The sequence below is a fragment of the Nocardia sp. NPDC003999 genome (assembly GCF_053604885.1).
The window spans coordinates 1-25363 of sequence record NZ_JBSGIB010000020.1; the positions used below are offsets into that span (position 1 = coordinate 1).

The following is a 25363-nucleotide window of genomic DNA, read 5'->3' on the forward strand; positions in this document are numbered from 1 at the left end:
CCGGAACTCACCGCGAATCCCGGTGTCACACACCGAAATGCCGTGAGTTCCGGCTGAAAGTCCTTCAGTCAGCGTGAACCCACGGGGGACGTGCCAGTGAGAATCGTGTCACCTGGTACATGAAGCGTTGCTGCCCACTAGTGCGCACACGCCGGGATCCGATGGATCAACGTCCGGGGGCCGCAACGAATTGGTGACTGTGTTCGCGGAGGAACTCGGCGAACGTCTGCGGCGAACGGCCGATGGCCTCGGTGAGTGCGGTGGTATCGACCGGCGGGGCCGAGGGCAGCTGGGAGAACATCGCGCCGATGGCCGAAATGTGCTGCGCCATGGCTGGATTGATGGATGGTTCGGTGCCTTTGTGTGCGAGGGCTTCCAGTTCGCGCTGCCATTGACCGGCAGGGATGGGGGTGTATCGGACCGGTGTTCGCGTTTCGGCTCCGATGAGAGCGGCGATCTCGGCGTGGCTGTGCACGGTCGCCCCCTGCGGGTAGAGCGTGGTGCCGCGAGGGTATCGCGCCGGGTCGGTCAGCGCCGCCACGGCGAGATCGGCGGCGTCGAGACCGCTGATCCACGGCACCGCCGCATCGCCGAAACTGTTGGCGAAGCTGCGGGTCTGGCGGATGGATCCGGCGTGCAACAGCACGATGTTCTCGTAGAACAGGGCCTTGATCCGTAAGATCGTCGGTTCCAGTCCCGCCCAGGACAGCACCTGTTCAGCGGCCCATTGCGCGCGTCCCAGCCCACTGGGGTTGTCGGGGGCCGAGACCGCCATGGACATCACGACCAGCCGCGGCGTGGTCTCGGCATGCCGGATCGCGGAGGCGAGATCGGCGGCGGCCTGCACGATGCCGGGAGCGACCGGATAGGTGAAATACACGGTGTCCACGTCCCGCACGGCCGCATCCAGCGTCCGGCGATCCAGCAGATCGCCCACGACGATTTGCGCGCCGAGAGCGCGAAGGCGTTGTGCGCGTTCGTCATCCGCGCGGACCAGCACGCGGACCGCGTGGTCGTGTGCACGAAGACGCCGCACGACATGTGAGCCGGTGCCGCCGTGTCGTCCGCCCGCACCGATGACGAGCGTGGTGGTTCGGGGGCTGTCGGGGGAGAAAGTCACAAGTGCGCCTTCCGATCGTTCACCAGGGTGAGATGTGGCAGCTCGTGGTCCGGCTGCGACGCCCACGCTAGAACCGGTAACTACTATTATGCAAGTTACTGTAGGGTTACTGTGGATGGCGAAAGGATCAGCAGGTGCGGCGAACGAGTTTCCAGGCGATGGGGTGCCCGATTGCGGGCGCTCTGGAGTATGTCGGCGACTGGTGGACGCTGCTGATCGTGCGCGACGCGCTGGACGGGTTCACCAGATTCGACGAGTTCGAACGCAACCTCGGCATCGCCCCGAATATGCTGACCAGGAGATTGCGCACTTTGGTCGAATCCGGGCTGCTCGAACGCAGGCGCTACAGCCAGTCCCCGCCCCGCTACGAGTACGTCATCACCGACAAGGGGCAAGACCTTTCTCCGGTCCTCGTCGCCCTGTACGCCTGGGGCCGCAAACACACGGGATCGGATGCGCCGAGCGTGGTCCTCACCGATCGGGACACCGGGGAGGAGGTCATGCCCGGCCTCGTGGACCAGCACAGCGGACGCCCCCTCTCGGCCGTCGACCTCGCCTTCCTCGCCGGCCCAGGGGCCGACGGTTTCATGCGTGAACGTCTCGACCCCGAGTTGCGGGAGGCGCGGCGCCGACGCGGCGCCAACTAAGCGCACGTCTCCTTTGACGGACTGATGCCAGACGGAAAAACCGCGCGGAGCAACGGCCTGATGTGCCGAGCCGCGACAGCCGCGGCTACCGCAACTCGATGCAGTTCGGCCCTTCGGACGCGTTCGAAGCCAGGACAGATCGGGATTCGCCTGGTCCGTCCGCGTTGCCCATCACCACGGAGGCACGCGCCGCGGCAATGAGCGAGGCCGTTCGGAGCAGGCTGCATTGTGTTGGTGCAGGTCAGGGCTCGAGCACGATCTTGCCGTGGGTGTGGCGGCGTTCGAGTTCGGTGTAGGCCTTGCGGACCTGCACCAACGGGTAGACGTTCGCGATCGGGACTTCGAGGTGTCCGTCGGCGATCAGGGCGGCCAATTCGGCGAGCACCTCGGCGCCGGGCCTGGCGTCGGTTCCGGGTTCGGTTTTGACTCCGTACTTCGCGGCTGCCGCGAAATCGGCGATGGTGTCGATCCGTTCGACCGAGACGCCGAGAGCCAGGGCCAGTTCGACGTAGCCGCCGCCGTGGGTGTCGATGAAGGCATCGACGCCGCCCGGTGCGGCGGTCTCGATCCGTTCGGCGACGCCGGCTCCGTAGGCGACCGGAATCACGCCGTGGCTTTGCAGCCATTCGTGGTTGCGCTCGCTCGCCAGGCCGATGACGATGGCTCCGGCACGGCGAGCGAGCTGTACGGCGAGCGAGCCGACTCCGCCGGCCGCCGCGGAGACCACAACGGCCTCGCCCTGCTCGAGCTGTACGGAATGCACTGCCCGCCAGGCGGTCACGCCGGCGACGTAGAGGCCGCCCGCCACCTCCCATGAGACGTTGCGCGGTTTGGGTGTGAGGTTGTCGACGTCGACCAGGACCACCTCGGCCTGGGCGGCCCGCTTCTCGGAGAACCCGATCACCTCGTCGCCGACCGAGAATCGGTCGACTCCGGCGCCGACCTCGGCGACAACCCCAGCGAGGTCGCTGCCCTGCCCGGACGGAAATGTCGAGGGAAAGATGTCGGCCATCGCGCCGGTACGGATGGCCGCCTCACCGGGATTGATGCCAGCCGCCCTTACCTGCACGAGGACCTGCCCGTCCTCGGGTACGGGCCGGTCGACGTCGTCGACCCGCAAGACCTCGATTCCGCCGAACTCGTCGTATCTGACTGCCTTTGTCATGGTCTTGCTTCTCCCTCGGCGCGCGGCGCGCAGCTGACGTCGAGAACGGGAACGGGCGGCAACGGTGTTCTTGTCACCAGGGCACTGTTCCGGCGTCGTCGAAGAATCCGCCGGTCGGTCCGTCGTCGGGCAGGGTCGCGAGGTGAATCGCGATGGCCGCGCCCTGTTGCGGTGTGCGGACGCCGCGAAAGCCGTTGAGGTCGGTGGCGGTGAAGCCGGGGCAGCCGGAGTTGATCAGGATTTTGGTGTCGCTGAGTTCCTTGACGTATTGGACCGTGAGGGCGTTGAGGAAGGTCTTCGACGCCAAGTAGGCGGCGGGAACCGGGCCCATGTCGATGCCGGGTGTGGTTTGCAGGGCGAGCGAGCCGACGCTGCTGGACATGTTGACGATTCGCGGTGAGGCCGAGGCGCGCAGCATCGGCAGCATCGCGTTGGTGACCCGAATGACCCCGATCACGTTGGTTTCCACGACGATTCGCACGGTCGCGGGATCGACGGTGGTCGGTGTCTGCGGCAGGTCGCCGGTGATCGCGGCGTTGTTGACCAGGACGTCGAGCCCGCCGGCCTGGTCGGCGATCAATTCGGCCGCCGCGGCCACGCTCGCGTCGTCGGTCACGTCGAGCGGCACACCGAACGCATCGGTCCCGGCCGCGCGCAGCTTCTCCACCGCGGTGTCGCGGCGTTGCCGATCCCGCGCGCCCACACCGATTCGCCAGCCGAGCGCGCCCAGGCCTGCGGCGATCTCGTATCCGATTCCCTTGTTCGCGCCGGTCACCAGCGCGATCGTCTGTTCACTCACACCGTCGATCCTGCTGCGGCTGCGGGTGCGGCGTCCAAGACCGGTCGGGTTTGCGTCGATACCGCACGGGTATCGGTCGAGGTCATCGCCGGTTACCATGGCCTGGTGGAGACGCGGGAGATGCGATATTTCGTCGCCGTCGCCGAGGAGTTGCACTTCGGGCGAGCGGCGCAACGGCTCTCCATGGCGCAACCACCACTGTCGCGAGCCATCCAGCAGCTCGAGCGGCGGCTCGGAGTCGTTCTGCTGCACCGCACCGCTCGCGCCATCGCCTTGACCGAGGCCGGGACGGTGCTGCTGCGCGAGGCCCGGACCGCGCTCGACGCGGTCGAAGCCGCCGAGCGCCGCACCCGCCGCGCCGCGGCCGACCAGCCGGGTGTGGTGCTGGTCACCAAGGCCGGCGCGTCCAGGGAACTGTTGTCGAAGCTGCTGGACGCCTACGCCGCCGAACCGGGCGCCGTGGCCGTCGAGGTGATGCTGTGCGGGCCCGGCGAACCGGAAATTCTGCTGCGCAACGGGCGTGCCGACGTTGCGCTGCTCCACCGGCCCTACGACTCGACAGCCGGATTCGACACCGAGGATCTGCATACTGAACAGCAGGTGGTGGTCCTGCCCGCGGGTCATCCCCTCGCCGACCGGGCGCATCTGTCGTTCGCCGAACTCAACGCCCAGACGGATCTGCCTCTGCCGCGCTGGCCGCGACGGGATGGAAGTTATCCGGACGGCCCCGGCCCGCGGGTGCGCGACCATACCCAACTGCTCCAACTGATCGCGCTCGGACTGGCCTGCGCGGTCGTGCCCGAGTCGCTGCGAACTCAGCTACGCGACGATCATGCCGTGGTGGCGGTGCCGGACGCACCTGTGGTCACGACCGTCATCGCCTGGCCGCCACACAGCAGATCCAAAGCCGTTGCCGACCTCGTCCGCACCGCGACACGCCTCTGATCGGCACCACTGTTCGCCGACCGCATCGGGTTCGGGCTATCGCAGATGTTCGAAGAATGTTCGCAGATCAGCTGCCAGTTGAGCCGGCGCCTCCATGGCCGGGAAGTGCAGGCCGTGCTCGAATTCGGTCCAGTGCGCGTCCGGCGGCGCCGGGACTACCTTGCGCACGGTCTCGTCCGCACTGAACACCGCGAAGCCCTGCGGTACCGCGGGCGCGCCCCAATCCGAGGAGTGCGCTTGGTCATAGAGGGTGTGCGCCGCGGTGATGCCCGCTCCGGTGAACCAGTAAAGGCTGACGGTAGTGAGCAATTGGTCGCGATCGATCGGCAAGTCGGTCCATTCCTCGAACTTCTCGGCGATCCACGCTAGCTGAAGTAGCGGCGAATCGACGAGACCGTAACCGATGGTCTGCGGTCGGCTCTGCTGGATCGACAAGTATCCGGAACCCTCCTTGCGGAACGCGTCCATGCGCTCGAGGATCAGCTTGTCGACCGGGTCGTCGGCATCGAGGCGCTCGGCCATTCCGGGAAGGAACGTCGCCACATTGGCGGCGGTCAGCGGATCGGTCACGACGTGGACGCCGATGACATGCTCGCTGTCGCGGGCGCCGACCAGGCCGGATATGCCTGCGCCGACGTCGCCGCCGTGAACCCCGTAGCGCTGGTAGCCCAGCCTGCGCATCAGCTCGATCCACGCGTTCGCGGTGCGGCCCATCGCCCAGCCGGTCGCGCTGAGCGGAGTGGAGAAGGCATAACCGGGCAGCGACGGCGCGACCACATGGAACGCAGGCCCCTCGGCCGGGTCGACCAAAGGCTCGATGAGGTGGAGGAATTCGGCGACCGCGCTGGGATAGCCATGGGTGATCAGCAGTGGCGTCGCGTCCGCTCGGCCGGAGCGGACGTGCAGGAAATGAATGCGCTGGCCGTCGATCTCGGTCGTGAACTGCGGGTAGGAATTGAGCGCGGCTTCCTGCGCACGCCAGTCGTAGCCGGTGCGCCAATATTCGGCCAGCTCCTTCAGGTAGAGCTGCGGTATGCCGCGGTTCCAGCCGGCATCGGGCAACTCGGCCGGCCAGCGGGCATCGGCGAGCCGATGGTGCAGGTAATCGAGATCGGACTGCGCGATGTGGATGCGAAAGGGCTGGACTGCGTCACTCATTGGGGTTCTCTCTGTCGGCTCGGGCGAGCGTTTCGCGCTGGTGAAACATAAGGTAGTTGCAATTGCGGAAAGGTTGATTCCTCGATTCGGGAGAAGATCGATCAATGTTCGAAACCTCGGCACGACTGCTTCGTCTGCTTTCGCTGCTGCAAGCGCGCCGCGACTGGACCGGACCCGAGTTGGCCGCTCGACTGGAGGTCACCGTGCGCACCGTCCGCAACGACGTCGACCGCCTGCGACGGCTCGGCTATCCCGTCGAGGCTCGGCCGGGTGTCGACGGTGGATACCGGCTGGGTGTCGGAGGTGCGCTGCCGCCGCTGCTGCTCGACGACGACGAAGCGGTCGCGATCGCGATCGGGATGCGCAGCGCCGCAGCCGGTTCCATCGCGGGCATCGAAGAGACCTCGTTGCGTGCACTGACGAAACTGCAACAGATATTGCCGTCGCGGCTGCGCCGTCGCGTCGACGCCTTCGGGTCGCACACTCTCGCGCTTCCCCCGCGCGGCCCGCTCGTCGACCCGGATGTGCTGACCGTGATCGCCGACGCCTGCCGCGACCATGAACGACTGCGGTTCGACTACCAGACGCATTCGGGGGCCGCCGGTCGGCGTTCGGTGGAGCCCTATCGTCTGATCAACGATCGACAACGCTGGTATTTGATGGCCTGGGACCTCGACCGCGTTGACTGGCGGACCTTTCGCGTCGACAGGATGCGGCCCCGCACACCGACCGGCCCCCGCTTTACGCCGCGGCCGCTGCCGCCAGACCATGAGATCACCGCACGAGTCGCCCGCGGAATCGGCGAGTCGACGTGGCGCTTCCGCGCCAGGGTGATCGTGCACGCGCCCGCGGATCACGTGCGCAGCCGACTCCCGATTCCCGTCGACGTCGAGCCGTTGAGCGAGGACCGGTGCGCGTTCGAACCCGGCTCCGACCATCCGGAAATGCTGGCGCTCTACCTCGGGCTGCTTGGCGCCGACTTCGAGATCGTGGACTCACCCGAACTGGTGCGGACCCTGCGGACGATCAGCGAGCGCTACCAGCGCGCGCTCGCCCCGTCGTCAGGTCGACGTCGTTGGTCGCCACCGACGGGCGGGGCCTTGTGATGTGGTGCCGAGGTCATGGAGTGGTGCGGTAGCGGCCCGGGGTGGTGCCGACGAGGTTGGTGAAAGCGGCGATGAAGCTGCTGGGGTTCGCCCAGCCGCAGGCGTGGCCGACGCGGGTGGTGTCGTGGCCGTCGGCGAGCAGGACGAGTGCGTGGTAGACGCGGAGCTGGGTGCGCCACTCGTAGAAGGTCATGCCGAGTTCGTTGTGGAACAGGCGGCTGAGGCTGCGGGCACTGGCTCCGATCGTGCGCCCGAGTTCGGCCAGTGACGTGTTGTCCGCGGGGTTCTCGGAGAGGATCCGCGCAATCGCTTGCAACCGGTCGTCATGGGGTTTCGGCAGCACGAGTGGCTGTTCGTGTGCTTCCTGGAGTTCATCGACGAGGACGCGGCGAAGGCGAGCGCGCGCGGCGCGGTCGTGGTCGCGTGGGCTCGTGAGGGTGAGCAAGATTTCGCGGGCGAGGCCGGAAGCCAGGAACACGGCGGGACGGTCCGGCACGAGCCGCGCCTGGGATGGGGGTAGGAAGACGATCCGCATGTCGGTGTCGCCGTGCGCCCGATGGTAGTGCGTGAACTCGGCAGGGGTCCACGCGATTCGATTGGCCGGAACGATCGATGTGCCCTGTTCGGTGTGCACGGACAGGACGCCGCGAGCCGCGTAGACCAGGTGTCCACGCGGATGGGAGTGCACCGAGCTCGTTCCCCCCGACGGCCACAGGTGCACCCCTCCGGACGGCCACAGCTGGGATGTCGGGCCGAGCCGGGGAAGTTGGCGGCCAACGGGCATGAGTTGGCATTCTATCGGTAGACGGCCACACGATCGGCTGGCGACAGTGGACGCATGCGCAATGACCTCCATTCAGACAGCACCGCCGCCCCGATGCGGCGTGAGACGACGAGTACGACGATGCGAGCGGCCGTCTGTGTACGGGCGGGTGACCCGGAGGTACTGGAGATCCGTGAGCTACCGGTACCAGCGATTCGGGAGGGCTGGAGCCTGGTGCGGGTGAAGGGCGCGGGCTTGAACCGATCGGAGCTGCGAACCCGTCAGGGACATTCCCCGAACGTCCGGTTCCCCCGTGTGCTCGGGATCGAATGTGTGGGAATCGTGGCAGCCTCGACCGATCCCATGTTGCCGGTCGGCGCGACCGTCGCGGCGGTGATGGGTGAGATGGGCCGGGAGTTCGACGGCGGCTACGCGCAGTACGCGTTGTTGCCGAATTCGCTGCTGATGCCGGTCACCACCAGGTTGCCGTGGGAGGTCTTGGCCGCACTGCCCGAGACATACTTGACCGCGCAGGGCTCACTCGACGCATTGGGCATCGTGGCGGATAGCCAGGGGCGGTTGCTGATTCGCGGTGGGACATCGTCGGTGGGTATGGCGGCAGCGTCGATCGCGTCCGGCCGCGGCATCGAGATCGCTGCCACGACCCGACGGCACGACAAGATCGACGCGCTGACCGCGATCGGCGTCGACCACGTACTCGTCGACGACGGCGGGTCGCTGGCGGCCGGCGTGCAGGCGGTCTGGCCCGAAGGGCCCGACTACGTGCTGGATCTCGTCGGAGCGCGCACGGCGGTGGACTCGCTGCGCCTGGTCCGCCGGGGCGGCACGGTATGTGTGGCGGGTTCGCTGAGTGGGTGGCTGATCTCGGACTTCGAACCGATAGCGATGATCCCGTCCGGAACCAAACTGACGGCTTTCCACAGCGACAACCTGAAGGGCAGCGCGGGCGCGGCCGTGCTGCAGCGCGTCGTCGACGAAGTCGAGGCCGGTGTCTATCGACCCAACCTCGACCGTGTCTTCGGTCTGGACGACATCGTCGCGGCCCATCGGTACATGGAGGGCAACCGGGCCACCGGAAAGATCGTGGTGGTGCCCTGAGCGCTCTGCGGGCTCATGGCCGGTTCCTGGGACGCTTGTCAGCGAGCCAGCGCCTGGTCGCGGGGGACAGGGTGCACAGCAGCCCCGTACAGGAGAAAAACAGGAGCGTGCCGACGAAAACCAGGTCGCTGGTACGGCTGTCGCCACCCAGACCGGCTCCGGCTCCGACCAAGCCGACCAGCGTGAGGATCCCGGTACCCAACGCCACGGCGATGCGGCCCGCTCGCTTGCGCCGGAACAGTGCGATCGAGCCGCCGAGCAGCACCAGTGCCATCGTGGTGGAGATCGCCATGGGGGCGAGAAGTTCGAGGGCGACCTCACGCAGCGTCTGGCGGTGACCGTATTCGATATGCGGGGTCGTCAGCTCCATCACCCCGTTGGCGATGATCAGACAGAAGACCAGCCCGAAGCCGAACGCGACGACAGCGCCGATCCTGGGAACGACGCCGGATGGCCGGGCCGGATCGTGGATGGGCGTGAGCGGCTGCAGCGGCGGTAGGTGTTGGGCGCGCCACCGGGGCTCCGAAGGCTGGTTGAGCAGGGTCGGGGCCGAACGCGGCCACGGGTCGACCGCCGTGGCGGGGTGGGCCGAGCGTTGGTCGACGAAAGTCGGCGCGGGCGCCACGGCGAGAGCGTCGCCGCGCAGGGCCGCCGCCGCGGCCGCGGCGAAGTCGCCGCAGCTGGCGAATCGTTCGTCGCGGTGCTTGGCCAGGGCACGGGCGAGCACCTCGTCGAGTCGTCGTGGCAACTCGGGGCGGGTTTCGCTGAGGCGCGGCACCGGCTTGGCGATGTGTCCGGCGACGATTTGACCGGGATTGGTCGAGGGGAACGGTGGTTGCCCCGCCAGCATCGTGTAGAGGGTGCACCCCAGGGAGTATTGATCGGCGCGGTGATCGACCGGCTCACCGGACAGTTGCTCCGGCGAGGCGTAGGCGAGTGTGGCGGTGAACGTTCCGGTGGCGGTCAGTTTGGTATCGGCGTCGAGTATTCGCGCGATCCCGAAATCGGTGAGCAGAGCATGTGTTTCGCGACCGGCTTCCGGTTCGGCGATCAGGATGTTGGCCGGTTTGATGTCGCGATGCAGCACACCTCGGCTGTGGGCGTAGTCCAGCGCCTTCGCCGTATCGCCGACGATCCGCAGGACCTGTTCGGAGCGGGTGCTCCGGGGATCGAGCCGCGCAGCGTCGGTGCCACGGACGTACTGCATGGAAATCCACAGGTGCCCGTCCTCGGTGCCGCGGTCGTAGACGCCGACGATGCCCGGATGCTCCAGGCGCGCAACCACATTGGCTTCCTGTTCGAACCGCCTGCGCAGCTCCTGGTCCTCGGACACCGCGCGATTGAGCAGTTTGAGCGCCACCAGCCGCGGCAGGCGCGGGTGCCGCGCCAGATAGACGGTGCCCATACCGCCTTGCCCGAGCACGCCCTCGATCACGTAGCCGGCGAACGACTCGTGCTGCCTCAACACCTATGGCCCCCTTCTAGACCCGGCCGCCCGGACCGCAGGCAGCATAACTCCTGGTTTCCGGGCTCGGCTTCGCGACGGGGACCTGCCGCACGGTCCGTGGCCGTCGCCGAAGGTCGACCGGTTCGAACCGATCGCGGCCAAGTATGCCGAGGAGTGACCGCGCGGCGTCCTCGCACTCTTCAGATACCCGGATCAACAGATCGGCCCCGACGCCGCCGATCTGCCGGTGGGCCGTGCGCCACGACCTGCTCGCGGCCAACCCGATGGACAAGGTCGACACGATCACCGTGCCCAAGACGCTGCCGGGCGACCAGTGCCGAACCGCGGCGTCGAGGTCTGTGGTTCTGCATTCGTCATCGGACCGCCCTGCGGCGGGGCTGGGGGCTGCCGGAAGCCGTCATCCTCTGAGTGAACATGTTCCAGATCGGCGACGCGATACCTGCGTTGGGAGGACCCGCAGGCCGCCCTGTACTGCCGATTCGTGCACTTCGCCTGTACGCGAGCCGACGATCTCGGCGGGCTGGCGACGGGCTGCGAATGTGACGGCTGTCACTTCGTGTCAGATCTGGACGGTGTGGCGTGTCTGGAGGGCATGACTGATTTCAATGCCATCACCAAAGTGGTTGTGATCGGCGGCGGTTACGCCGGTACCGTGGCGGCCAATCGGCTGCGGCTGCGGCGCGATGTCGAGATCACACTGGTCAATCCGCGTCCGCGGTTCGTCGAGCGCATGCGGTTGCACCAGTTCGTGGCCGGTACCCATGAGGCTGCCATCGACTACGACACACTGCTCGGCGCCGGGGTGCGGATGATCGTCGATCGTGCCATCCGCATCGATACCGCCGCCCGCCGGGTGGAACTGGGTTCGGGGCGCGCGCTCGACTACGACTACGTGGTCTACGCGGTCGGCAGCACCGCCGCGGTGCCGGCGTCGGTGCCCGGTGCCACCGAATTCGCCTATCCAATCGCCGAATTCGAACACGCCCAGCGGCTGCGCGCGGCGCTGGCGGACGTGCCGGTCCATGCGCCGATTGTCGTCGTCGGCGGCGGGCTCACCGGCATCGAGACCGCCGCCGAACTCGTGGAGCAGGGCCGTACCGTGACACTGGTGGGCGGCGGTAAGTTGGCGGCGAACTTCTCGAATCCGGCCCGGCGATCGGTGGCGAAGTGGTTATCTGAGAATGGAGTCGAGGTGCGTGATCAGGCGCGGGTGGGCGAGGTGCGGCGCGACGGGGTCGTCCTGACCGACGGCGATGTGCTGCCCGGTGCGATCACGATCTGGACCGCCGGATTCGGGGTGCCCGAACTGGCGGCACGCAGTGGGCTGCGCACCGATGACCTGGGCCGGCTGCTGACCGACGAGACGTTGACCAGTCTCGATGACGAACGCATCGTCGCCGCAGGGGACGCGGTCGCGCCCTCGGGCCGCCCACTGCGGATGAGCTGCTATGCCGCCCAACCCTTGGGCGCGCAGGCCGCCGACAATGTACTGGCCCGCATCGCCGGGGACGAACCTGCTGTGCTGGACGTGGCCTTCACCGCCTGCACCGTGGGTTTGGGTAGCCGCGCGGGTGCGATGCAGTTCAGCCGTCGTGACGACACACCCGTGCCGATGTATCTCGGCGGGCGAACTGCCGGGTGGATCAAGGAACGGGTGGGTCTCGCGGGCCCGATCGGGACCATCCGCAAGGAAGCCCGCAAACCCGGCGCGATCCCGACCTTCCTGGGCTTGGGCAGGCGTAAGGATCTGAGCGCAGCCGAGCCGCAGGGAGTTCCGAAGCCGTGACCTCCACCGACGAGCACACCGAGCGTTTCGTTCACCTGCGACCGCTGCTGTTCACCATCGTCTACGAAATCCTGGGCTCGGCGACCGAAGCCGACGACGTGCTGCAGGACAGCTATCTACGGTGGCGGGGGGTGGACCTGGCCACGGTCCGGGATACGAAATCTTATCTGGCCCAGCTCGTCACGCGGCAGGCATTGAATGCGTTGCGGGCCGGCGCCAGTCGTCGCGAGGAGTACGTCGGACCGTGGCTGCCCGAGCCGCTGCTGCTCACCGACGGTGACGCCTCGAGCGATGTGGTACTCACCGAATCGGTCTCGATGGGGATGCTGATCGTGCTGGAAACGCTCACCCCCACCGAGCGGGCGGTCTTCGTGCTGCGTGAGGTCTTCGGCTTCGACTACGACGAAATTGCCTCCGCAACAGGGAAATCCGTCGACGCCGTGCATCAGACCGCCCGCCGCGCCCGCAACCATGTCCATTCCCGGCGCAAGCGCTACGGCCCCGTCGACACCGTCCGAACCGCCGCGGTCACCGAACGCTTCATCACGGCCGCGACCACCGGGGACATGGAAGGCTTGCTGTCGCTGCTCGCGCCGGACATCACCTGGACCACTGACAGCGGCGGCAAGGTGACCGCACTGCCGGAGCTGGTCATGGTCGGCGCCGAACGAGTGGGCGCGATTCTCATGGCGGTCTTCAAATACGCTCAGCGGCGACCGGAAGTACGCATCGAGACAGTGAACTGCAACAGTCAACCGGCACTCGCGTGCTATATCGGCGACAAACTGGAAGCCGTCCTCGTGTTCGACATCGCCGACGACCAGATCGTCAGCGGTTACGGCATCCGCAACCCCGACAAACTGGCCGCTCTCGAAATCCCGCGCGCCATCAGCCGCACTGAAACGCCCACGGCGTAGTCCCGCCCCACCTGGTGCATCCCATAAATGCCGGGGACGGTGTCGGTAGTGGTGTAGCTGAGGAGTGCGTCGATGTGTGGACGCAGGGCGCGCCAGGTGGACCATGTCGTGGGATCTTCCCGCGAGGGCACCTGTCGGCACCCACGCGCACCACCCGAACCCACTGATCGGACCACTGGGAGGACGTCGCGCTGTCCCACCTCTCCGGCTGATCTCCCGCAGGCCGGACGAGCGTGCGATCGACCGCAGCGAAAGCGCGAATCGACTGCACCGCAGATGCTCTCGCTCGCGATTTCGGTTCAGCCGAGCAATTCCCGGCTCAATGCGAGCAGTTCAGCGGTCGACAGAGCTTCCTCCTGCACCGGCGGTCGCGGGTCCGCCGCCGACGCAGTGGGTTCCGGGGGCGCCGTCGCCGGGTTCGTGGGTTCGAGGCGGGCGTGGAGTTCGGCGGCCAACAGCTCCACGGTGGGGCAGCCCCAGATGACGGCGGCGGGGACCTCGATGCCGAGGCGGGCTCCGAGTCGGGCCGACAGCTCCACGGCGTGCACCGAGCCGATTCCGAGCTGTTCGAAGTTCTGCCGGGCGGCCACCCGGTCGGGCTCTATGCCGACGACTTCGGCCAGTTCGGTGGTGACCAGGGCGGCGAGCGCAGCGACGCCGGGCGCGGAGGAACGTGTGGGGTCACTCGACGCGATCGCCACGGGGCGCGCCGCCGAGTCGTCGATCATCGCGATGGAATCGACTGATTCGGCAGTTGCGCCCGACGCCGCGACCGCCGCGGACTGAGATCTTGGACTCGAAATGCCAGTAGTGGCAGCGATTTCGATGGGCACCGCGTCCCACGAGGGCGACCCGGGTGCCTCGCCGCGGGCCTGCGGGTCCGCCCAATGCCGTTCGCGCTGGAACGGATAGGTGGGCAGCGAGACCGGGCGGCCCGCCGGGTTCACGGCAGTCCAGTCGGGTTCGATGCCACGCTCGAACAGCCTTCCCACCGCGTGCAGTAGGTCGCGGTGGTCCACTGTGCTGGGACGCAGAGCCGCCGCCAGCAGCAGATTCAGCGCCTCGTGGTCGTCTCCGTCGGTGTCCTTCCCAGCGCGGGCGAGGTAGGCGTCGAGGAATTCGACAACCTGGCCCACGTTGTCGGCGACCGTCGAAATTCGATGCTGGAAGGCGGTTCTCGTGGCAAGCGTGTGCGCGAGGTCGCTCAGGCGGATGTCCGGGTCGCGCACGAGGCGCTCACGCAGCCGATGAGCGTGTTCCCGCAGCGCGGCTTCGGTGCGGGCGGACAGCACCACCAGCCGCTGCGAGACGTCGCTGTCATCGACCGGATCGTGTGCGGGTGCCGCTTCGGCGATGACGTGGGCGTTCGAGCCGCCGAAACCGAACGCGCTCACCGCGGCGCGCGCGGGGGCGTCGTGCCGCGGCCACGCCATCGCGGTGTCGGCCACGCGCACTCCCGTCGCGGCGGGATCGAATTCCGCGGGTGCGTGGTCGAAGTGGAGGCTGCGCGGGATCCGGCGATGCGACAGGGCGAGCGCGACTTTCACCAGTCCGGCCATGCCCGCGGCCGCTTCGGTGTGTCCGATATTGGTTTTGACCGAGCCGACGATCAGCGGTGCGCCGGGCGGCCTGCCGGTGCCGTAAACCTCTGCCAGTGCGGTCAATTCGGCGCGGTCACCGACGGCGGTGCCGGTGCCGTGCGCCTCGACGTAGTCGATCGTCGCGGCGTCCACACCCGCTCGCGCGCAGGCCCGCCGCAACAGCTGCCGTTGACCGTCTGCGCTGCTGGCGGGCATGGAGCGGTGCCTGCCGTTGTTGTTGGTGGCACTGCCCAGCAGGGTGCAGTAGACGCGGTCGCCGTCGCGCAACGCTTGTCGCAGCGGCTTGAGCACGACGACCGCACCGCCTTCGCCGCGCACGTAGCCGTCGGCGGAGGCGTCGAAGGTGTGTGACCGGCCGCGTGCGGACAGCACACCCAGCGCGGACAACCCGATCGCGGTCTCCGGTATCAGATTCAGTTGCACGCCACCGGCGACGGCCAGGGCGCTCTCACCCGTCCACAACGCCTGGCAGGCCAGGTGCACCGCCACCAGCGATCCGGCGCAGGAGGCGTTCACGGTCATGCTGGGACCGTCGAAACCCAGGAAGTACGACACCCGATTGGCGATCACACCCTCGACATCTCCGGTGCTGGTGAACGGGGTGATGGCGGTGGCGCCCCTGGCGAGTTTGACGGCGCGATAATCGTTGAATTTGTTGGCGAAATAGACGCCGGTGTCCGGCACCCGGTCGGGCCGGATCGCCGCGTCTTCGAAGGCTTCCCAGGCCAATTCGAGCGCCAAGCGCTGCTGCGGATCCATATCGGCCGCCTCACGCGGGGTGATCCCGAAGAATTCGGCGTCGAAACCGGCGACATCCGCCACATACCCGCCCGCGACCGACACCGTCTTGCCCACTGCGGCACGATCGCGCCCGCGGTGGTCGCCGGACCAGCGGCCCGGCGGCGGCTCGTCGGCGATCGCGTCGGTCTCCTCGATCAGCAACCGCCACAACGCTTCCGGAGAGTCGGCGCCGCCGGCGAAGCGACAGCTCATGCCGATCACGGCGATCGGCTCCGCGCCGACGCGGTCCGGCCGAGAACCGTTGCGCCGCTTGGTCTTTTTCACGCTACTCACCTGCCCGCGATCCACCGACCGTGCACTCGCGCAACAGGCGGTGCGGTGAATCTGCCGATCTTGTTGTGGGGTCGGGACATGTGTCGGAGACTTTACCTGTGCTGTTTTCCGAACGCCCCGTTTTCGCCCGGGTGACGTCCGCGCTGGGGGGCGAGGCACGGCGTCGAGAACTATTCCGATTCGCTTCCGTCGGTGTCGCAGCGTTCACGCTGGACACCGCGGTGTTCCTGACCTTGAAGAGCACTGTGCTCGAGCCGCATCCGGTGACGGCGAAAGTGGTCGCTGTGCTGGCGGCGATCACGCTGTCATATGTGCTCAACAAGCAGTGGTCCTTCGATGAACGCGGTGGGCGGCGCGGTCATCACGAGGCCGCGCTGTTCTATCTGGTCAGCTTCCTTGCCGTCGCGATCAACACCGCGCCGCTGTGGGTGTCGCGGTACGTGCTGCATCTCGAGGTGCCCGAGGTCTCCCGCTTCACCCAGAACGTGGCCGACTTCGTGGCCGCCCAGTTGATCGGCACCGCGCTGGGGATGGTGTTCCGGTTCTGGGCCTTCGTGCGGGTGGTGTTCCCCGACAAGGTCCAGCCGCCCGATCCGGTGTGAGTTCCGATCACTCTGATGACAACCCTGTCGAAGGTGATCGCGCACCGTGCGGGCCGCGTCGCCTCGCCGTGACACCCGTCCGCGCGTTCGCCCTGCCGCGCGGGTGGTAGGAAAGGGAGCGTGTCCGCAACTGGCGAAGGATTCGACCCGAACAGAAACTCCCGCGCGGTGTCGGAAGTGGTGGAGCTGGTCAGCACGCTGATCCGCTTCGACACCTCCAACACCGGCGACCTGGCCACCACCAAGGGGGAGCGCGAGTGTGCGCAGTGGGTGGCCGACCAACTGCATCAAGCGGGGTATGTCACCGAGTACGTCGAGTCCGGCGCGGAGGGGCGCGGCAACGTCTTCGCGCGACTGGAGGGAGCCGACCCGAGTCGCGGGGCGCTGATGATCCACGGGCATCTGGACGTGGTGCCCGCCGAGGCCTCGGACTGGAGCGTGCACCCGTTCTCCGGTGCGGTGCGCGACGGCTACGTGTGGGGTCGCGGCGCGATCGACATGAAGGACATGGTCGGGATGGCGCTGGCGGTGGCCCGCCAGTTCAAGCTCGAGGGCACGGTGCCGCCGCGCGATCTGGTCTTCGCCTTCCTCGCCGACGAGGAGAACGGCGGCAAGTGGGGTTCGCAGTGGCTGGTGGACAACCGCCCCGATCTGTTCGACGGCGTCACCGAGGCGGTCGGGGAGGTCGGCGGGTTCTCGTTGACCGTGCCGCGGCCCGACGGCACCGAACGCAGGCTGTATCTGGTGGAGACCGCCGAGAAGGGCCTTGGCTGGATGCGGTTGCGCGCCAAGGCCCGCGCGGGCCACGGCTCATTCCTGCACGAGGACAACGCGGTCACCATCCTCGCCGACGCGGTGGCCCGTCTGGGCAAACACACCTTCCCGTTGGTGCTGTCGGATTCGGTGGCCGCGTTCCTCGCCGCCGTCGCCGAGGAGACGGGTCTGGAGTTCGATCCGGCGAGTCCCGACATCGAGGGCCAGCTGGCGAAGCTGGGCACCATCTCCCGCATCATCGGCGCGACCCTGCGCGACACGGCGAACCCCACCATGCTGCAGGCCGGTTACAAGGCCAACGTGATCCCGCAGACCGCCGAGGCGGTGGTGGACTGCCGTGTGGTTCCCGGACGGCAGGCTGAGTTCGAGCGGGAGGTGGACGAGCTGATCGGCCCCGACGTCGAACGCGAGTGGATCACCAAGCTCGACTCCTACGAGACGACCTTCGACGGCGATCTGGTCGAGGCGATGAACAACGCCGTGCTGGCCCATGACCCGCGCGGCCGCACCGTGCCCTACATGCTCTCCGGCGGGACGGATGCGAAGGCGTTCGCCCGCTTGGGTATTCGCTGCTTCGGTTTCGCGCCGTTGCAGTTGCCGCCGGAGCTGGACTTCACCGCCCTGTTCCACGGCGTCGACGAGCGGGTGCCGGTGGAGGCCCTCGAATTCGGCACCCGCGTGCTGGAACACTTCCTACTGCACAGCTGATCCGATCCGGAAGAGAGGTTTCATGACCTACAACCCCTACGACGCGCTTCCGCAGGTGCCGTCGTTCACGCTCACCTCCGACGACGTCACCGACGGGCAGCCGTTCAAAAATGAGCAGGTCAGCGGCATCTTCGGGGCGGGTGGCCAGGACATCTCCCCGCAGCTGTCCTGGTCGGGTTTCCCTGCGGAGACCAAGAGTTTCGCGGTGACGGTGTACGACCCCGACGCGCCCACCGCCTCCGGCTTCTGGCATTGGGTCGTCGCCGATATCCCCGTGAGCGCGACCTCCCTGCCCGCGGGCGCGGGCAGCGGCGAAGAGGGCGGCGCGATGCCGACCGGTTCGATCACCCTGCGCAACGACGGCGGCTTCCACGGCTTCGTCGGCGCGGCCCCTCCGCCCGGGCACGGCCCGCACCGCTACTTCATCGTCGTGCACGCCGTCGACGTCGACAACCTGGGCATCGATGAGACCGCCACCCCGGCCTACCTGGGCTTCAACCTGTTCTCGCACACGCTGGCTCGTGCGACCCTGGTCGCCACCTACGAGCAGAAGTAGGAACCGCCGCACGATCGTGGCCCTGAGCGAAACGCTCGGGGCCACGGCGCTTTCTGCCGGCAGCGCTCATGCAACAGGATTTCGCGGGCGCGAATCGGCCTGCGCCGTCGAGAATCACCCTATGGACATCTCTGAAGCGGTCCGAGGCGCGCACCTGCTCGCTGCCGACATCGAACGGTCCCTCGGCTTCTCGGCAAAGGTCGGCACCGAGTACCCCGAACAGTGGCGCCGCTTCCACGAGTCGGCGGGGCGTCCGATCCCGACGGCGTGGGTGAGCATTTCGGTACCGGAGGTCGGCACGACCATAGCCCTGGATCCCAGTGACCCGGGCAGTACAACTGCCGAAGGGTTCGCGATGGAGCTCGTGCAGGTTCTGCAGGACGATATCCAGATCCACCTGCGCGAGCCGTGGCCGAGGGATCCCGCCGCAAGCGGCCACGCGCTGGCGGCGACCGAGCGGGGCTGGCAGAGCACGGTGGATCGCGACCATCTGGTTCCGTATGGCCAACTCGGGCTTGCGACTTGATCCGGCCCGTCGGCAGTTCCAGTGTCGACTCGTTTCTCGTCGGCACATGGATTCAGTGGTGCACGGAGCGCTTACTGCCGCCGCAATCGGGCGGATATGGCTCAACAAGCTCGGGAAGTGCTGGTTCTCGGGCATCCGGGTCTTCACCGATGACTGGTGGCCTCAGTTACTGATCGCGCGACGTGTTGCCGCGACCAGGGTATCCGCGGCGGTCCGGTCCATGGGTTCGCTGGTGATCAGCCAGTGATAGACCAGTGGGCCGAACACGAGGTCGCGGACAGTCTCGGTCGGCAGGTCGGGGCGCAGCCCGCCTTGTTGGCGGGCACGCTCGATCACGGCGGTGATCACGTCGTTTCGCGGTCGCAGGTAATGCTCGCGCAGCTGACCGGCGAGCGTGGCGTTGCGGCAGACGTCGGCGTGCACCGCGAGCACCACTCGCCCGAGTGGTGACGCGGCCAGTCGGGTCACGAAGGTGACGGCGAGTTCCGTGAGGTCGCGCAACGCGTCGCCGGTGTCGGGCGCCTCCAACGGCGGAACCGCCTCGATGAGCGCGCGCACTACGAGTTCATCCTTGGTCGGCCAGCGCCGATACACCGTGGGCCTGCCGATCCTCGCGCGGGAGGCGACCGCCTCGATCGTGAGATCGGCGTAGCCCGATTCGATCAGCAGGTCGATCGTCGCGGCGATGATCGCCTGGTCTATCTCACTATTGCGGGGTCGCCCTGTCGCCATATAGTTACGTTACATCACGTAATGAAAGTGGGTAGATCGAGATGCGGAAGTCCGTGACGTGGGGGCTGTTCCTGGCCTGGTTGGCCAACGACGCCGAAGAGTGGTTCACGATGTCGCGGTGGTCGCGAACCAACGCAGCCAAGGGCGGCAAGCCGCTGCCGGGGCCGGCATGGCTACGAACGGAGGTCTCGCCCGCGCACTCGCGGGTGGCCATCTCACTGATGGGGCTGATCGTGCTGACGGCCTCGGCCGCAGGCGCGCGGACCGGCGGCGGCTCCCGGTTCTTTCAAGCCACGCTGCTCGGCTTCGGCGTCCACGGCGTCGGTCATCTCGCGCTCACCGTGGCGCACCGAGGCTATACGCCCGGGGTGGCGACCGCGCCGACGGTGGTCATTCCGTTCTCGCTGTGGGCCTGGCGAACGTTGGGCCGGGCCGGAGTTCGGCGCGACGACACCCACACCTGGCTGGGCAGCGCGGTGTTGCTGCCCACTACGCTCGCGGCCGTGCACGCCGTCGCACGGGCCGTCACCGACCGGCCGAATTGATCCTGAAGGCCGAGCCAGATTCGGCTGCGCCCTCGGGAATCGTTGTCACGTGCGGTCTTTTCGCGCACTCTGATGGCCGGAGCTGGCATTGCAGTGGCCTGTCTCCGCCCTTGGGGCCGGGCGCGGACAGCCCTGCCGCCGTTCTCACCTGGTTCGTGACGAGAAGCTCGGGAACACGCGCGGGTCAGTTGCAGCGGAACCCATGGTGTCCATGCTGTCAGGTCCCTTCAATCGGCGTAGCCAGAAGCGCGCCGCCCCGGACAGGGCTGCGCCGCCGCGGTATTCCCAGGGGCTTATCCAGGCGCTACGCTGCCGCTGGACAGCCGCCCAGGTGGGCGCGACGGATTGATGAGGGTAAGAACGTGATCATTCGCACGGAAACCGCCTGGGTGCTCTTCTTCGCCGGGCTCATCTTCCTGTGGGCGCTGGTGCTCGGCGTGTGGAAGTGGCAGGCGATGACCACTTCGCCGGACGGTCTGGCCCACCCCTACGTCGACATCGCCCACCGGGCCGCGTTGCTGTATTCGTTCGCGACCGGATTGATCGCGTGGTTCGTCGAGCTGTCGGGCTGGCCGACCGCGGTGAATGCCACCGCGGCAGGGGCCATCATCCTGCTGTTCGTGGTGACGATCGCGAACTACATCCGGCTCGGACTGCAGCGCGAGACCGACAACCAGATGCGCAACCCGCCGCCGTCGATGCGTTTCGTCCTCGCCGCCTTGATCATGGGGGAGATCGGCGGATTCGCCGTGCTACTGGTCGGCTTCGCTGTCGAGCAATTGGGCTAGCCGGGCTGATCCGAGGGCGAGCCGAGCAGCGGCGTCTCCTACGATCCGTTTGTGGCGGTGGTCTTGGTGACGGGCATGTCCGGCACAGGGAAGTCGACGGCGCTGGTTGCGTATGCTGCCCTCCAGCCAGGTGCTGCGCGGTCAGGCCGCGAGCAGAGATCGTGTGCGTTCGGCGAAGTCCGCGACCAAAGGATGTGGACCGAAAGCGACCATGCGCCGCTGGATGTCGCGTACGGCTTCCACGGAGCGAGAGGACTTGACCTTTCGGGCGAGATCCAGTGTCCGCACGCCGGTGGCGTGAGCGGCCTCGAGGTCGTGTCTTTGCAGGTGGGTGACCGCGAGCGCGGCGTGCGAGAGCGCTCCTCGCCGTGCTCGGTTCTGCGCACGGGCGTAGGCGATCGATCGGCGGGCGTGCGATGCGGCTTGTTCCGGCTGTCCCAGATCGCGAAACGCGTTCGCCCACTCACCGCAGATGTATGCCTGATCGATGAACAGTGCCCATTCGGGTTCACGATCGGGCTCGATGCGAGCGAACGCGTTTTCCGCGGCGTTGATCGCACGCGCGGCACCTGTCTTGTCACCGATGACGGCGAGCGAGCGGGCCTCCAAGGTCCACAAATCCGCGAGGCAAGCGGGCGCGTCCACCTTCGCCAGGCCTTGGCGGCCCGCCTGCGCGAGGCGTCGGCCTTCGTGCGGATGCCCGAGCAAGGTCGCCTGGTCGGCCAGTCCGGCGAGGACGTGCGCGCCGAGCGCGGGATCACGTGACTCTTCGGCCAAGCGCAACGCCTGGATCAGATACCGCTGCGCCGTGCCGTGCTCGCCGTTGTCGAACGCCATCCATCCGAGCAGGTAGGTCTGTTCGGCCGCCGCACCGCACAGCGCCACGCGGACGTCTTCTGTGTGCGTGCGCCGCAGCAGCGGGTACACGTGCTCGTTCATGTAGGCCGCCAGCACCAGCCGCCCCGAGCCACCGCCCTGGAAGATATCCATTTCTTGGAATGTGCCGAACATGTTCTTCACGGCGGTGACGTCCTCGAGCCGTACTCGCCGACGTTCATCCGGTAGCTGATCCAAAGTGTTCAGCAGCCAGTCGCGGGACGGCCCGATCGCCGTGACGGCGGCGAACGGAGCTGTGGCAAGGAGCTTCCTGCGATCCACGTCTGCCCTCCCGAGGTCTGCGACCGCTTCCAGTGTCCGTGTCCACGATGGGTGGTAAACGAGGGCGCGGTCAACGGCCGGCATCTCACCCAGACCGAGGTCATAGGTCGTCACGCGATATCCGAAGTGCGCCGAGAACAGATCCGCGAGGATTGCCGGAACCGGCGGGCGCGGGCGTTCTCCCTCGTCCACCCAGCGCCGCACGCTGGACGCGTCGGGCCTGATCTGGGGCTCGCCCCATTCGACCGCCAGCGTGCGCACGCGGCGCGCCAATTCGCTGCGACTCCAGCCGGAACGGGCCAGCCACTGGGAAAGGTGCATGTTCGCACTGTTCATCACGCCCGCCATTTCGTCACCGGAAGAAGCCGATCCACCACCTTTCAACACCCGCTGCGACCTTACTCGCCACGCATCCGAAGTGTGTGCTGAATACGCGCCCGGTCAGGGGGAGCTCAGCGCGAATCTCACCGCGCGCCCCCTCCCGCTTCCTGGTGGTTTCCGCATATCGCGGTACCGGGCGCATCTCCACCGTCGATTGATCTGAGCAGGGGGTTTGATGATAGGCCGGGTACTTTTCGGGAACACACCGCTGTCCCGGTGCGCCTACTACCGGCAGGTGTGCGATCTGCCTGCGGAGGTCGATCCGCCTCAGGTGGGGCGCATAGTGCTACGCATGGGGGTGGCGTGGGCGGTGATCATGCCCGCCATGCTGGGGCAGGACGTGAAGGTATGGATGCAGCGGCACCACCACGCTATCGGGCCGATCATGTCGCATCCTCGGTCGAAGCGGTGGACGTATCTGACGCAGCCCGACCTTCCCGATGACATCACGCTGTTCGCGGAGATGTTCCGGCTCAATGTCTCGCTCGTGGGCGCTGGTGGAACCGTGGCGTTGCCGAGTCCGGCCGATCGCGGTACCACGTTCCGTGCGTGGGTCACTCGACCCGCCAGCGCTTTTCGTCCCTCGGGAAGCGTCGTTGTGGCCGCTATCCGTGGATGCGTGGCCGAAAGCATTGCTCGCCGGAAGCGGGGCATCGCGTATGCATGATGCGCCTGCGGTGTGGAACACGTTGACGCGCTGCGGGATCGGCGGATGCGAACGCTGCGGTCTCCATGTTCGACACGCGCCGACGGAGCCGCAACGGTGAACGGCGATCAGCGCGGCGTGTCTCCGCTGCCGTCCGAGCCGGATGTCCATTTGTCGGTGTTCTGGCACGGCGTCCGGATGGATTTCGTCGCCTGCGTGACCGCCGCGTGCTTGTTCGTCCAGGAATGGCGCGCCCGGCACTGGCACGACGCGGTCGAGGTGTCGATGGACGACACCGACGGGCATCCGCGCCTGCCGTGCGAGCGGTTGTATCTGGAGCCGTGAAAGTCGGCCCGAACGCGCTGCGGCCCCGGGCAGGGTTCCGGTCGTAGTCGCGCAACCATCGAAATTCGGGTAGCTGCCGGTCGATGTGGGTGTTCGGCGCGAGCGCGCGTTGACAAGCCTGGTTTTTCAACCGATCCGGAGGGAAGCTGGGTTGCCGATCAACGCGCGCCCGCGTCAGGTACGAATGCCCGACGGAGTGGCTCGAGGTCAGGGGGTGTGCTCGCGTGCGGTGAACGCGGCGACCAGGCCCTGGGCCGTTCCGTCGTTCCGGTCCCCGAAGAGCTCGGCGGTTTGGGTGGCGACCTCGGTGCTGCGGGCGAACATGTTCTGCTCGTATTCGCTCAGGGCGGTCTCGATGTCGTCGGGGTGCGCGGCGAGGGCGTTGCCGAGTTCGGCGCCGTCGAGCAGGGCGAGGTTGGCGCCTTCGCCGTTCGTGGGCATGAGGTGGGCGGCGTCGCCGAGCAGGGTCACCCCTGGTATCCGATCCCACCGGTGCCCGATCGGCAGGGTGTAATGCGGGCGCCAGACCGGCGGTAGGTCGGCGTCGGTGATCAGTGCGGTGAGTTCCGGTGCCCAGCCGTCGAACTCCTGCGCGATCCGTGCGGTGGCCGCGGCGGCATCGGTGAAATCGATGGCGGCGAACCAGTCGTACGGCCGGGCGAGCACCACGTAGGCGTGCAAGGTGTCGCCTCTTTCCCGGTGCGCGTGGATCTCTCGGCCCGGCGAGGGCGCCATCATCGACCCGCCGCCGACCGCTTCCGCGGCGGCGGGATGGCGGGTGTCGGCGTCGAACAGGTAGGTCTCGACGAACGACTCGCCGGTGTAGTCGGGTACGGCGGTGGACAGCAGCGGCCGGACCCGTGACCACGCGCCGTCGGCGCCGACCAGCAGGCTCGTGACGACCGTGCTGCCATCGGCGAAGGTGACCTCGTGGCGGCCCGCGCCGAGAGCGCGAGCGCCGCTGAATTTGTGACCCCATCGGACGGTGCCTGCCGGCAGCGAGTCGAGCAGCAGTTGTCGCAGTTCGCCACGCTGCACCTCGGGGCGTCCACCGGTGCCGTCGTCGGGTTTGTCCAGCAGGACGGTCCCGTTCGGGTCGAGGACCCGCATCGCCTGGCGGCCCTCCAGGATGAGGCCGCGGAATTCGTCCATCAGTCCGGCCGCCGCGATGGCGAGTTGGCCGTTGTAGTCGTGGATGTCGAGCATGCCGCCCTGCGTGCGTGCCGTCGGGGTCGGTTCGGCCTCGTACACCGTGGCCGGGATGCCGTGGACGTGCAGGACGCGGGCCAGAGCGAGTCCGCCGAGTCCGGCGCCGATGATCGTTACTGACTTGGTCATGGTGACGAGAGTGCTGGGCAGGGATTGCACCGTCCTTGCGCCCGGCTTGCACCCGCATGCGTCCATCCCCCGTATGCCGCATACGGCCACGCGCAGCGTGAAACTCGTCAGGCATCCAGCCATGAAACGCCTTGCCTGCGTTCAGATCTGCGCTGGGAATGGATCGACCGGACTGACAGCCCCGGTTGCTCGACAGCTTTCACGAAGGGCCGGGCGCCGGGGCCTACCGGGCCCGTACACGTTTGCGGTGCAGAGCACCTCATTGATCTGTGTCCCCGACTTGTCCGCGGAACCGACGTTGGCCAGAATCGTCGGCGGGTAGGGGGTTGAGGTCCAAGTCCGCGGAATTCGGCGCTGAGGAACCACCGATAGCTATTCGCGTTGTGCGGCAAGGAGTTTCAGTGGTGTCGTCTTGCGGCATCGACCTTCCTGCGCGGGTCGACATCTCGACACCGGCGTTGACCCCTGCTGGTTCGTTACACGGCGGGCAGCAACCGCGTGCGGGGTGCATGATGCCGGCGAGGGGCGGGCATGTTCCTTCCCGTGCCTGGTGGGGGGGGGTTCGATGAAGGAGCCGAGGACAATGAGGTCGCGTG

General features: G+C 67.5%; 24 protein-coding genes. 14 read left to right on the forward strand and 10 right to left on the reverse strand.

All coding sequences use genetic code 11. From position 1 onward, the window contains the following. Positions 1–166: 166 nt before the first annotated feature. Positions 167–1120 (reverse strand): NmrA family NAD(P)-binding protein, encoded by a 954-nt coding sequence (locus tag ACWESM_RS29040; protein WP_452494442.1) that lies wholly within the window; start codon positions 1118–1120, stop codon positions 167–169. A gap of 134 nt (positions 1121–1254) precedes the next feature. On the opposite strand from ACWESM_RS29040, the gene ACWESM_RS29045 reads away from it, so the two are divergent. After that, positions 1255–1767 (forward strand): winged helix-turn-helix transcriptional regulator, encoded by a 513-nt coding sequence (locus tag ACWESM_RS29045; protein ID WP_452494444.1) that lies wholly within the window; start codon positions 1255–1257, stop codon positions 1765–1767. 241 nt (positions 1768–2008) lie between these two features. Here the strand turns inward: ACWESM_RS29045 and ACWESM_RS29050 are convergent, their stop codons facing one another. Next, positions 2009–2932, reverse strand: coding sequence for an NADP-dependent oxidoreductase (locus tag ACWESM_RS29050; RefSeq protein ID WP_452494446.1), 924 nt, complete (start codon positions 2930–2932; stop codon positions 2009–2011). A gap of 73 nt (positions 2933–3005) precedes the next feature. Then, a complete protein-coding gene (locus tag ACWESM_RS29055) occupies positions 3006–3731 on the reverse strand; it encodes an SDR family oxidoreductase (protein ID WP_452494447.1) in 726 nt (241 codons plus the stop codon). Positions 3732–3836: 105 nt separating this feature from the next. On the opposite strand from ACWESM_RS29055, the gene ACWESM_RS29060 reads away from it, so the two are divergent. Further along, the gene (locus ACWESM_RS29060) at positions 3837–4676 is read left to right on the forward strand and encodes a LysR family transcriptional regulator (protein ID WP_397276434.1); all 840 of its coding nucleotides are present in this window, start codon (positions 3837–3839) and stop codon (positions 4674–4676) included. 36 nt (positions 4677–4712) lie between these two features. On the opposite strand, the gene ACWESM_RS29065 is transcribed toward ACWESM_RS29060, so the two are convergent. Further along, positions 4713–5939 carry an epoxide hydrolase family protein gene (locus ACWESM_RS29065; protein ID WP_452494450.1) on the reverse strand — a complete coding sequence of 409 codons (1227 nt, stop codon included), beginning with the start codon at positions 5937–5939 and terminating at the stop codon, positions 4713–4715. On the opposite strand from ACWESM_RS29065, the gene ACWESM_RS29070 reads away from it, so the two are divergent. Beyond that, positions 5939–6940 carry a helix-turn-helix transcriptional regulator gene (locus ACWESM_RS29070; RefSeq protein WP_364425683.1) on the forward strand — a complete coding sequence of 334 codons (1002 nt, stop codon included), beginning with the start codon at positions 5939–5941 and terminating at the stop codon, positions 6938–6940. The two genes, ACWESM_RS29065 and ACWESM_RS29070, sit on opposite strands and share 1 nt — an antisense overlap. 13 nt (positions 6941–6953) lie before the next feature. On the opposite strand, the gene ACWESM_RS29075 is transcribed toward ACWESM_RS29070, so the two are convergent. After that, complete coding sequence (locus ACWESM_RS29075) at positions 6954–7724, reverse strand: AraC family transcriptional regulator (RefSeq protein WP_452494453.1); 771 nt, start codon at positions 7722–7724, stop codon at positions 6954–6956. Positions 7725–7844: 120 nt separating this feature from the next. Here ACWESM_RS29075 and ACWESM_RS29080 point away from each other — a divergent pair, with 120 nt between their 5' ends. Next, a complete protein-coding gene (locus ACWESM_RS29080) occupies positions 7845–8822 on the forward strand; it encodes a zinc-binding dehydrogenase (RefSeq protein ID WP_364425720.1) in 978 nt (325 codons plus the stop codon). Between the two features lie 13 nt (positions 8823–8835). Here ACWESM_RS29080 and ACWESM_RS29085 read toward each other — a convergent pair whose 3' ends face one another. After that, positions 8836–10290 carry a serine/threonine-protein kinase gene (locus tag ACWESM_RS29085; RefSeq protein WP_452494455.1) on the reverse strand — a complete coding sequence of 485 codons (1455 nt, stop codon included), beginning with the start codon at positions 10288–10290 and terminating at the stop codon, positions 8836–8838. Positions 10291–10882: 592 nt separating this feature from the next. On the opposite strand from ACWESM_RS29085, the gene ACWESM_RS29090 reads away from it, so the two are divergent. Beyond that, the gene (locus tag ACWESM_RS29090; protein ID WP_452494457.1) at positions 10883–12076 is read left to right on the forward strand and encodes an NAD(P)/FAD-dependent oxidoreductase; all 1194 of its coding nucleotides are present in this window, start codon (positions 10883–10885) and stop codon (positions 12074–12076) included. Then, positions 12073–12993 carry an RNA polymerase sigma factor SigJ gene (sigJ, locus tag ACWESM_RS29095; protein WP_356966148.1) on the forward strand — a complete coding sequence of 307 codons (921 nt, stop codon included), beginning with the start codon at positions 12073–12075 and terminating at the stop codon, positions 12991–12993. The genes ACWESM_RS29090 and sigJ overlap by 4 nt, the downstream gene beginning before the upstream one ends. 299 nt (positions 12994–13292) lie before the next feature. Here sigJ and ACWESM_RS29100 read toward each other — a convergent pair whose 3' ends face one another. Further along, positions 13293–15659, reverse strand: coding sequence for a beta-ketoacyl synthase N-terminal-like domain-containing protein (locus tag ACWESM_RS29100; RefSeq protein ID WP_452494459.1), 2367 nt, complete (start codon positions 15657–15659; stop codon positions 13293–13295). A gap of 107 nt (positions 15660–15766) precedes the next feature. On the opposite strand from ACWESM_RS29100, the gene ACWESM_RS29105 reads away from it, so the two are divergent. The 4 genes from ACWESM_RS29105 (at position 15767) to ACWESM_RS29120 (ending at position 18834) form a co-directional block, all read left to right on the forward strand. Further along, a complete protein-coding gene (locus ACWESM_RS29105; protein WP_355077980.1) occupies positions 15767–16270 on the forward strand; it encodes a GtrA family protein in 504 nt (167 codons plus the stop codon). Positions 16271–16390: 120 nt separating this feature from the next. Next, entirely contained in the window at positions 16391–17752 is a 1362-nt protein-coding gene (locus ACWESM_RS29110) for a M20/M25/M40 family metallo-hydrolase (protein ID WP_364425693.1), read from the forward strand. Positions 17753–17774: 22 nt separating this feature from the next. Continuing rightward, the gene (locus tag ACWESM_RS29115) at positions 17775–18308 is read left to right on the forward strand and encodes a YbhB/YbcL family Raf kinase inhibitor-like protein (protein ID WP_452494462.1); all 534 of its coding nucleotides are present in this window, start codon (positions 17775–17777) and stop codon (positions 18306–18308) included. Between the two features lie 16 nt (positions 18309–18324). Next, a complete protein-coding gene (locus ACWESM_RS29120; RefSeq protein ID WP_452494463.1) occupies positions 18325–18834 on the forward strand; it encodes a hypothetical protein in 510 nt (169 codons plus the stop codon). Between the two features lie 162 nt (positions 18835–18996). Here ACWESM_RS29120 and ACWESM_RS29125 read toward each other — a convergent pair whose 3' ends face one another. After that, positions 18997–19566 carry a TetR/AcrR family transcriptional regulator gene (locus ACWESM_RS29125; RefSeq protein ID WP_452494465.1) on the reverse strand — a complete coding sequence of 190 codons (570 nt, stop codon included), beginning with the start codon at positions 19564–19566 and terminating at the stop codon, positions 18997–18999. 41 nt (positions 19567–19607) lie between these two features. Between ACWESM_RS29125 and ACWESM_RS29130 the strand changes: the two genes are divergently transcribed. After that, on the forward strand, positions 19608–20111 hold the full coding sequence (locus ACWESM_RS29130) for an HXXEE domain-containing protein (protein ID WP_452494467.1): 504 nt from the start codon (positions 19608–19610) through the stop codon (positions 20109–20111). A gap of 368 nt (positions 20112–20479) precedes the next feature. Beyond that, a complete protein-coding gene (locus ACWESM_RS29135) occupies positions 20480–20899 on the forward strand; it encodes a hypothetical protein (RefSeq protein ID WP_364425722.1) in 420 nt (139 codons plus the stop codon). 141 nt (positions 20900–21040) lie between these two features. Here ACWESM_RS29135 and ACWESM_RS29140 read toward each other — a convergent pair whose 3' ends face one another. Next, entirely contained in the window at positions 21041–22378 is a 1338-nt protein-coding gene (locus ACWESM_RS29140; protein ID WP_452494469.1) for a hypothetical protein, read from the reverse strand. 352 nt (positions 22379–22730) lie between these two features. On the opposite strand from ACWESM_RS29140, the gene ACWESM_RS29145 reads away from it, so the two are divergent. Beyond that, positions 22731–23105, forward strand: a complete 375-nt coding sequence (locus tag ACWESM_RS29145; protein ID WP_452494471.1) for a DNA-directed RNA polymerase subunit beta — start codon at positions 22731–22733, stop codon at positions 23103–23105. 96 nt (positions 23106–23201) lie between these two features. Further along, positions 23202–23429 carry a hypothetical protein gene (locus tag ACWESM_RS29150; RefSeq protein WP_379252466.1) on the forward strand — a complete coding sequence of 76 codons (228 nt, stop codon included), beginning with the start codon at positions 23202–23204 and terminating at the stop codon, positions 23427–23429. Between the two features lie 207 nt (positions 23430–23636). Here the strand turns inward: ACWESM_RS29150 and ACWESM_RS29155 are convergent, their stop codons facing one another. Further along, on the reverse strand, positions 23637–24767 hold the full coding sequence (locus ACWESM_RS29155; RefSeq protein ID WP_379252467.1) for an FAD-dependent oxidoreductase: 1131 nt from the start codon (positions 24765–24767) through the stop codon (positions 23637–23639). Between the last annotated feature and the right edge of the window lie 596 nt (positions 24768–25363).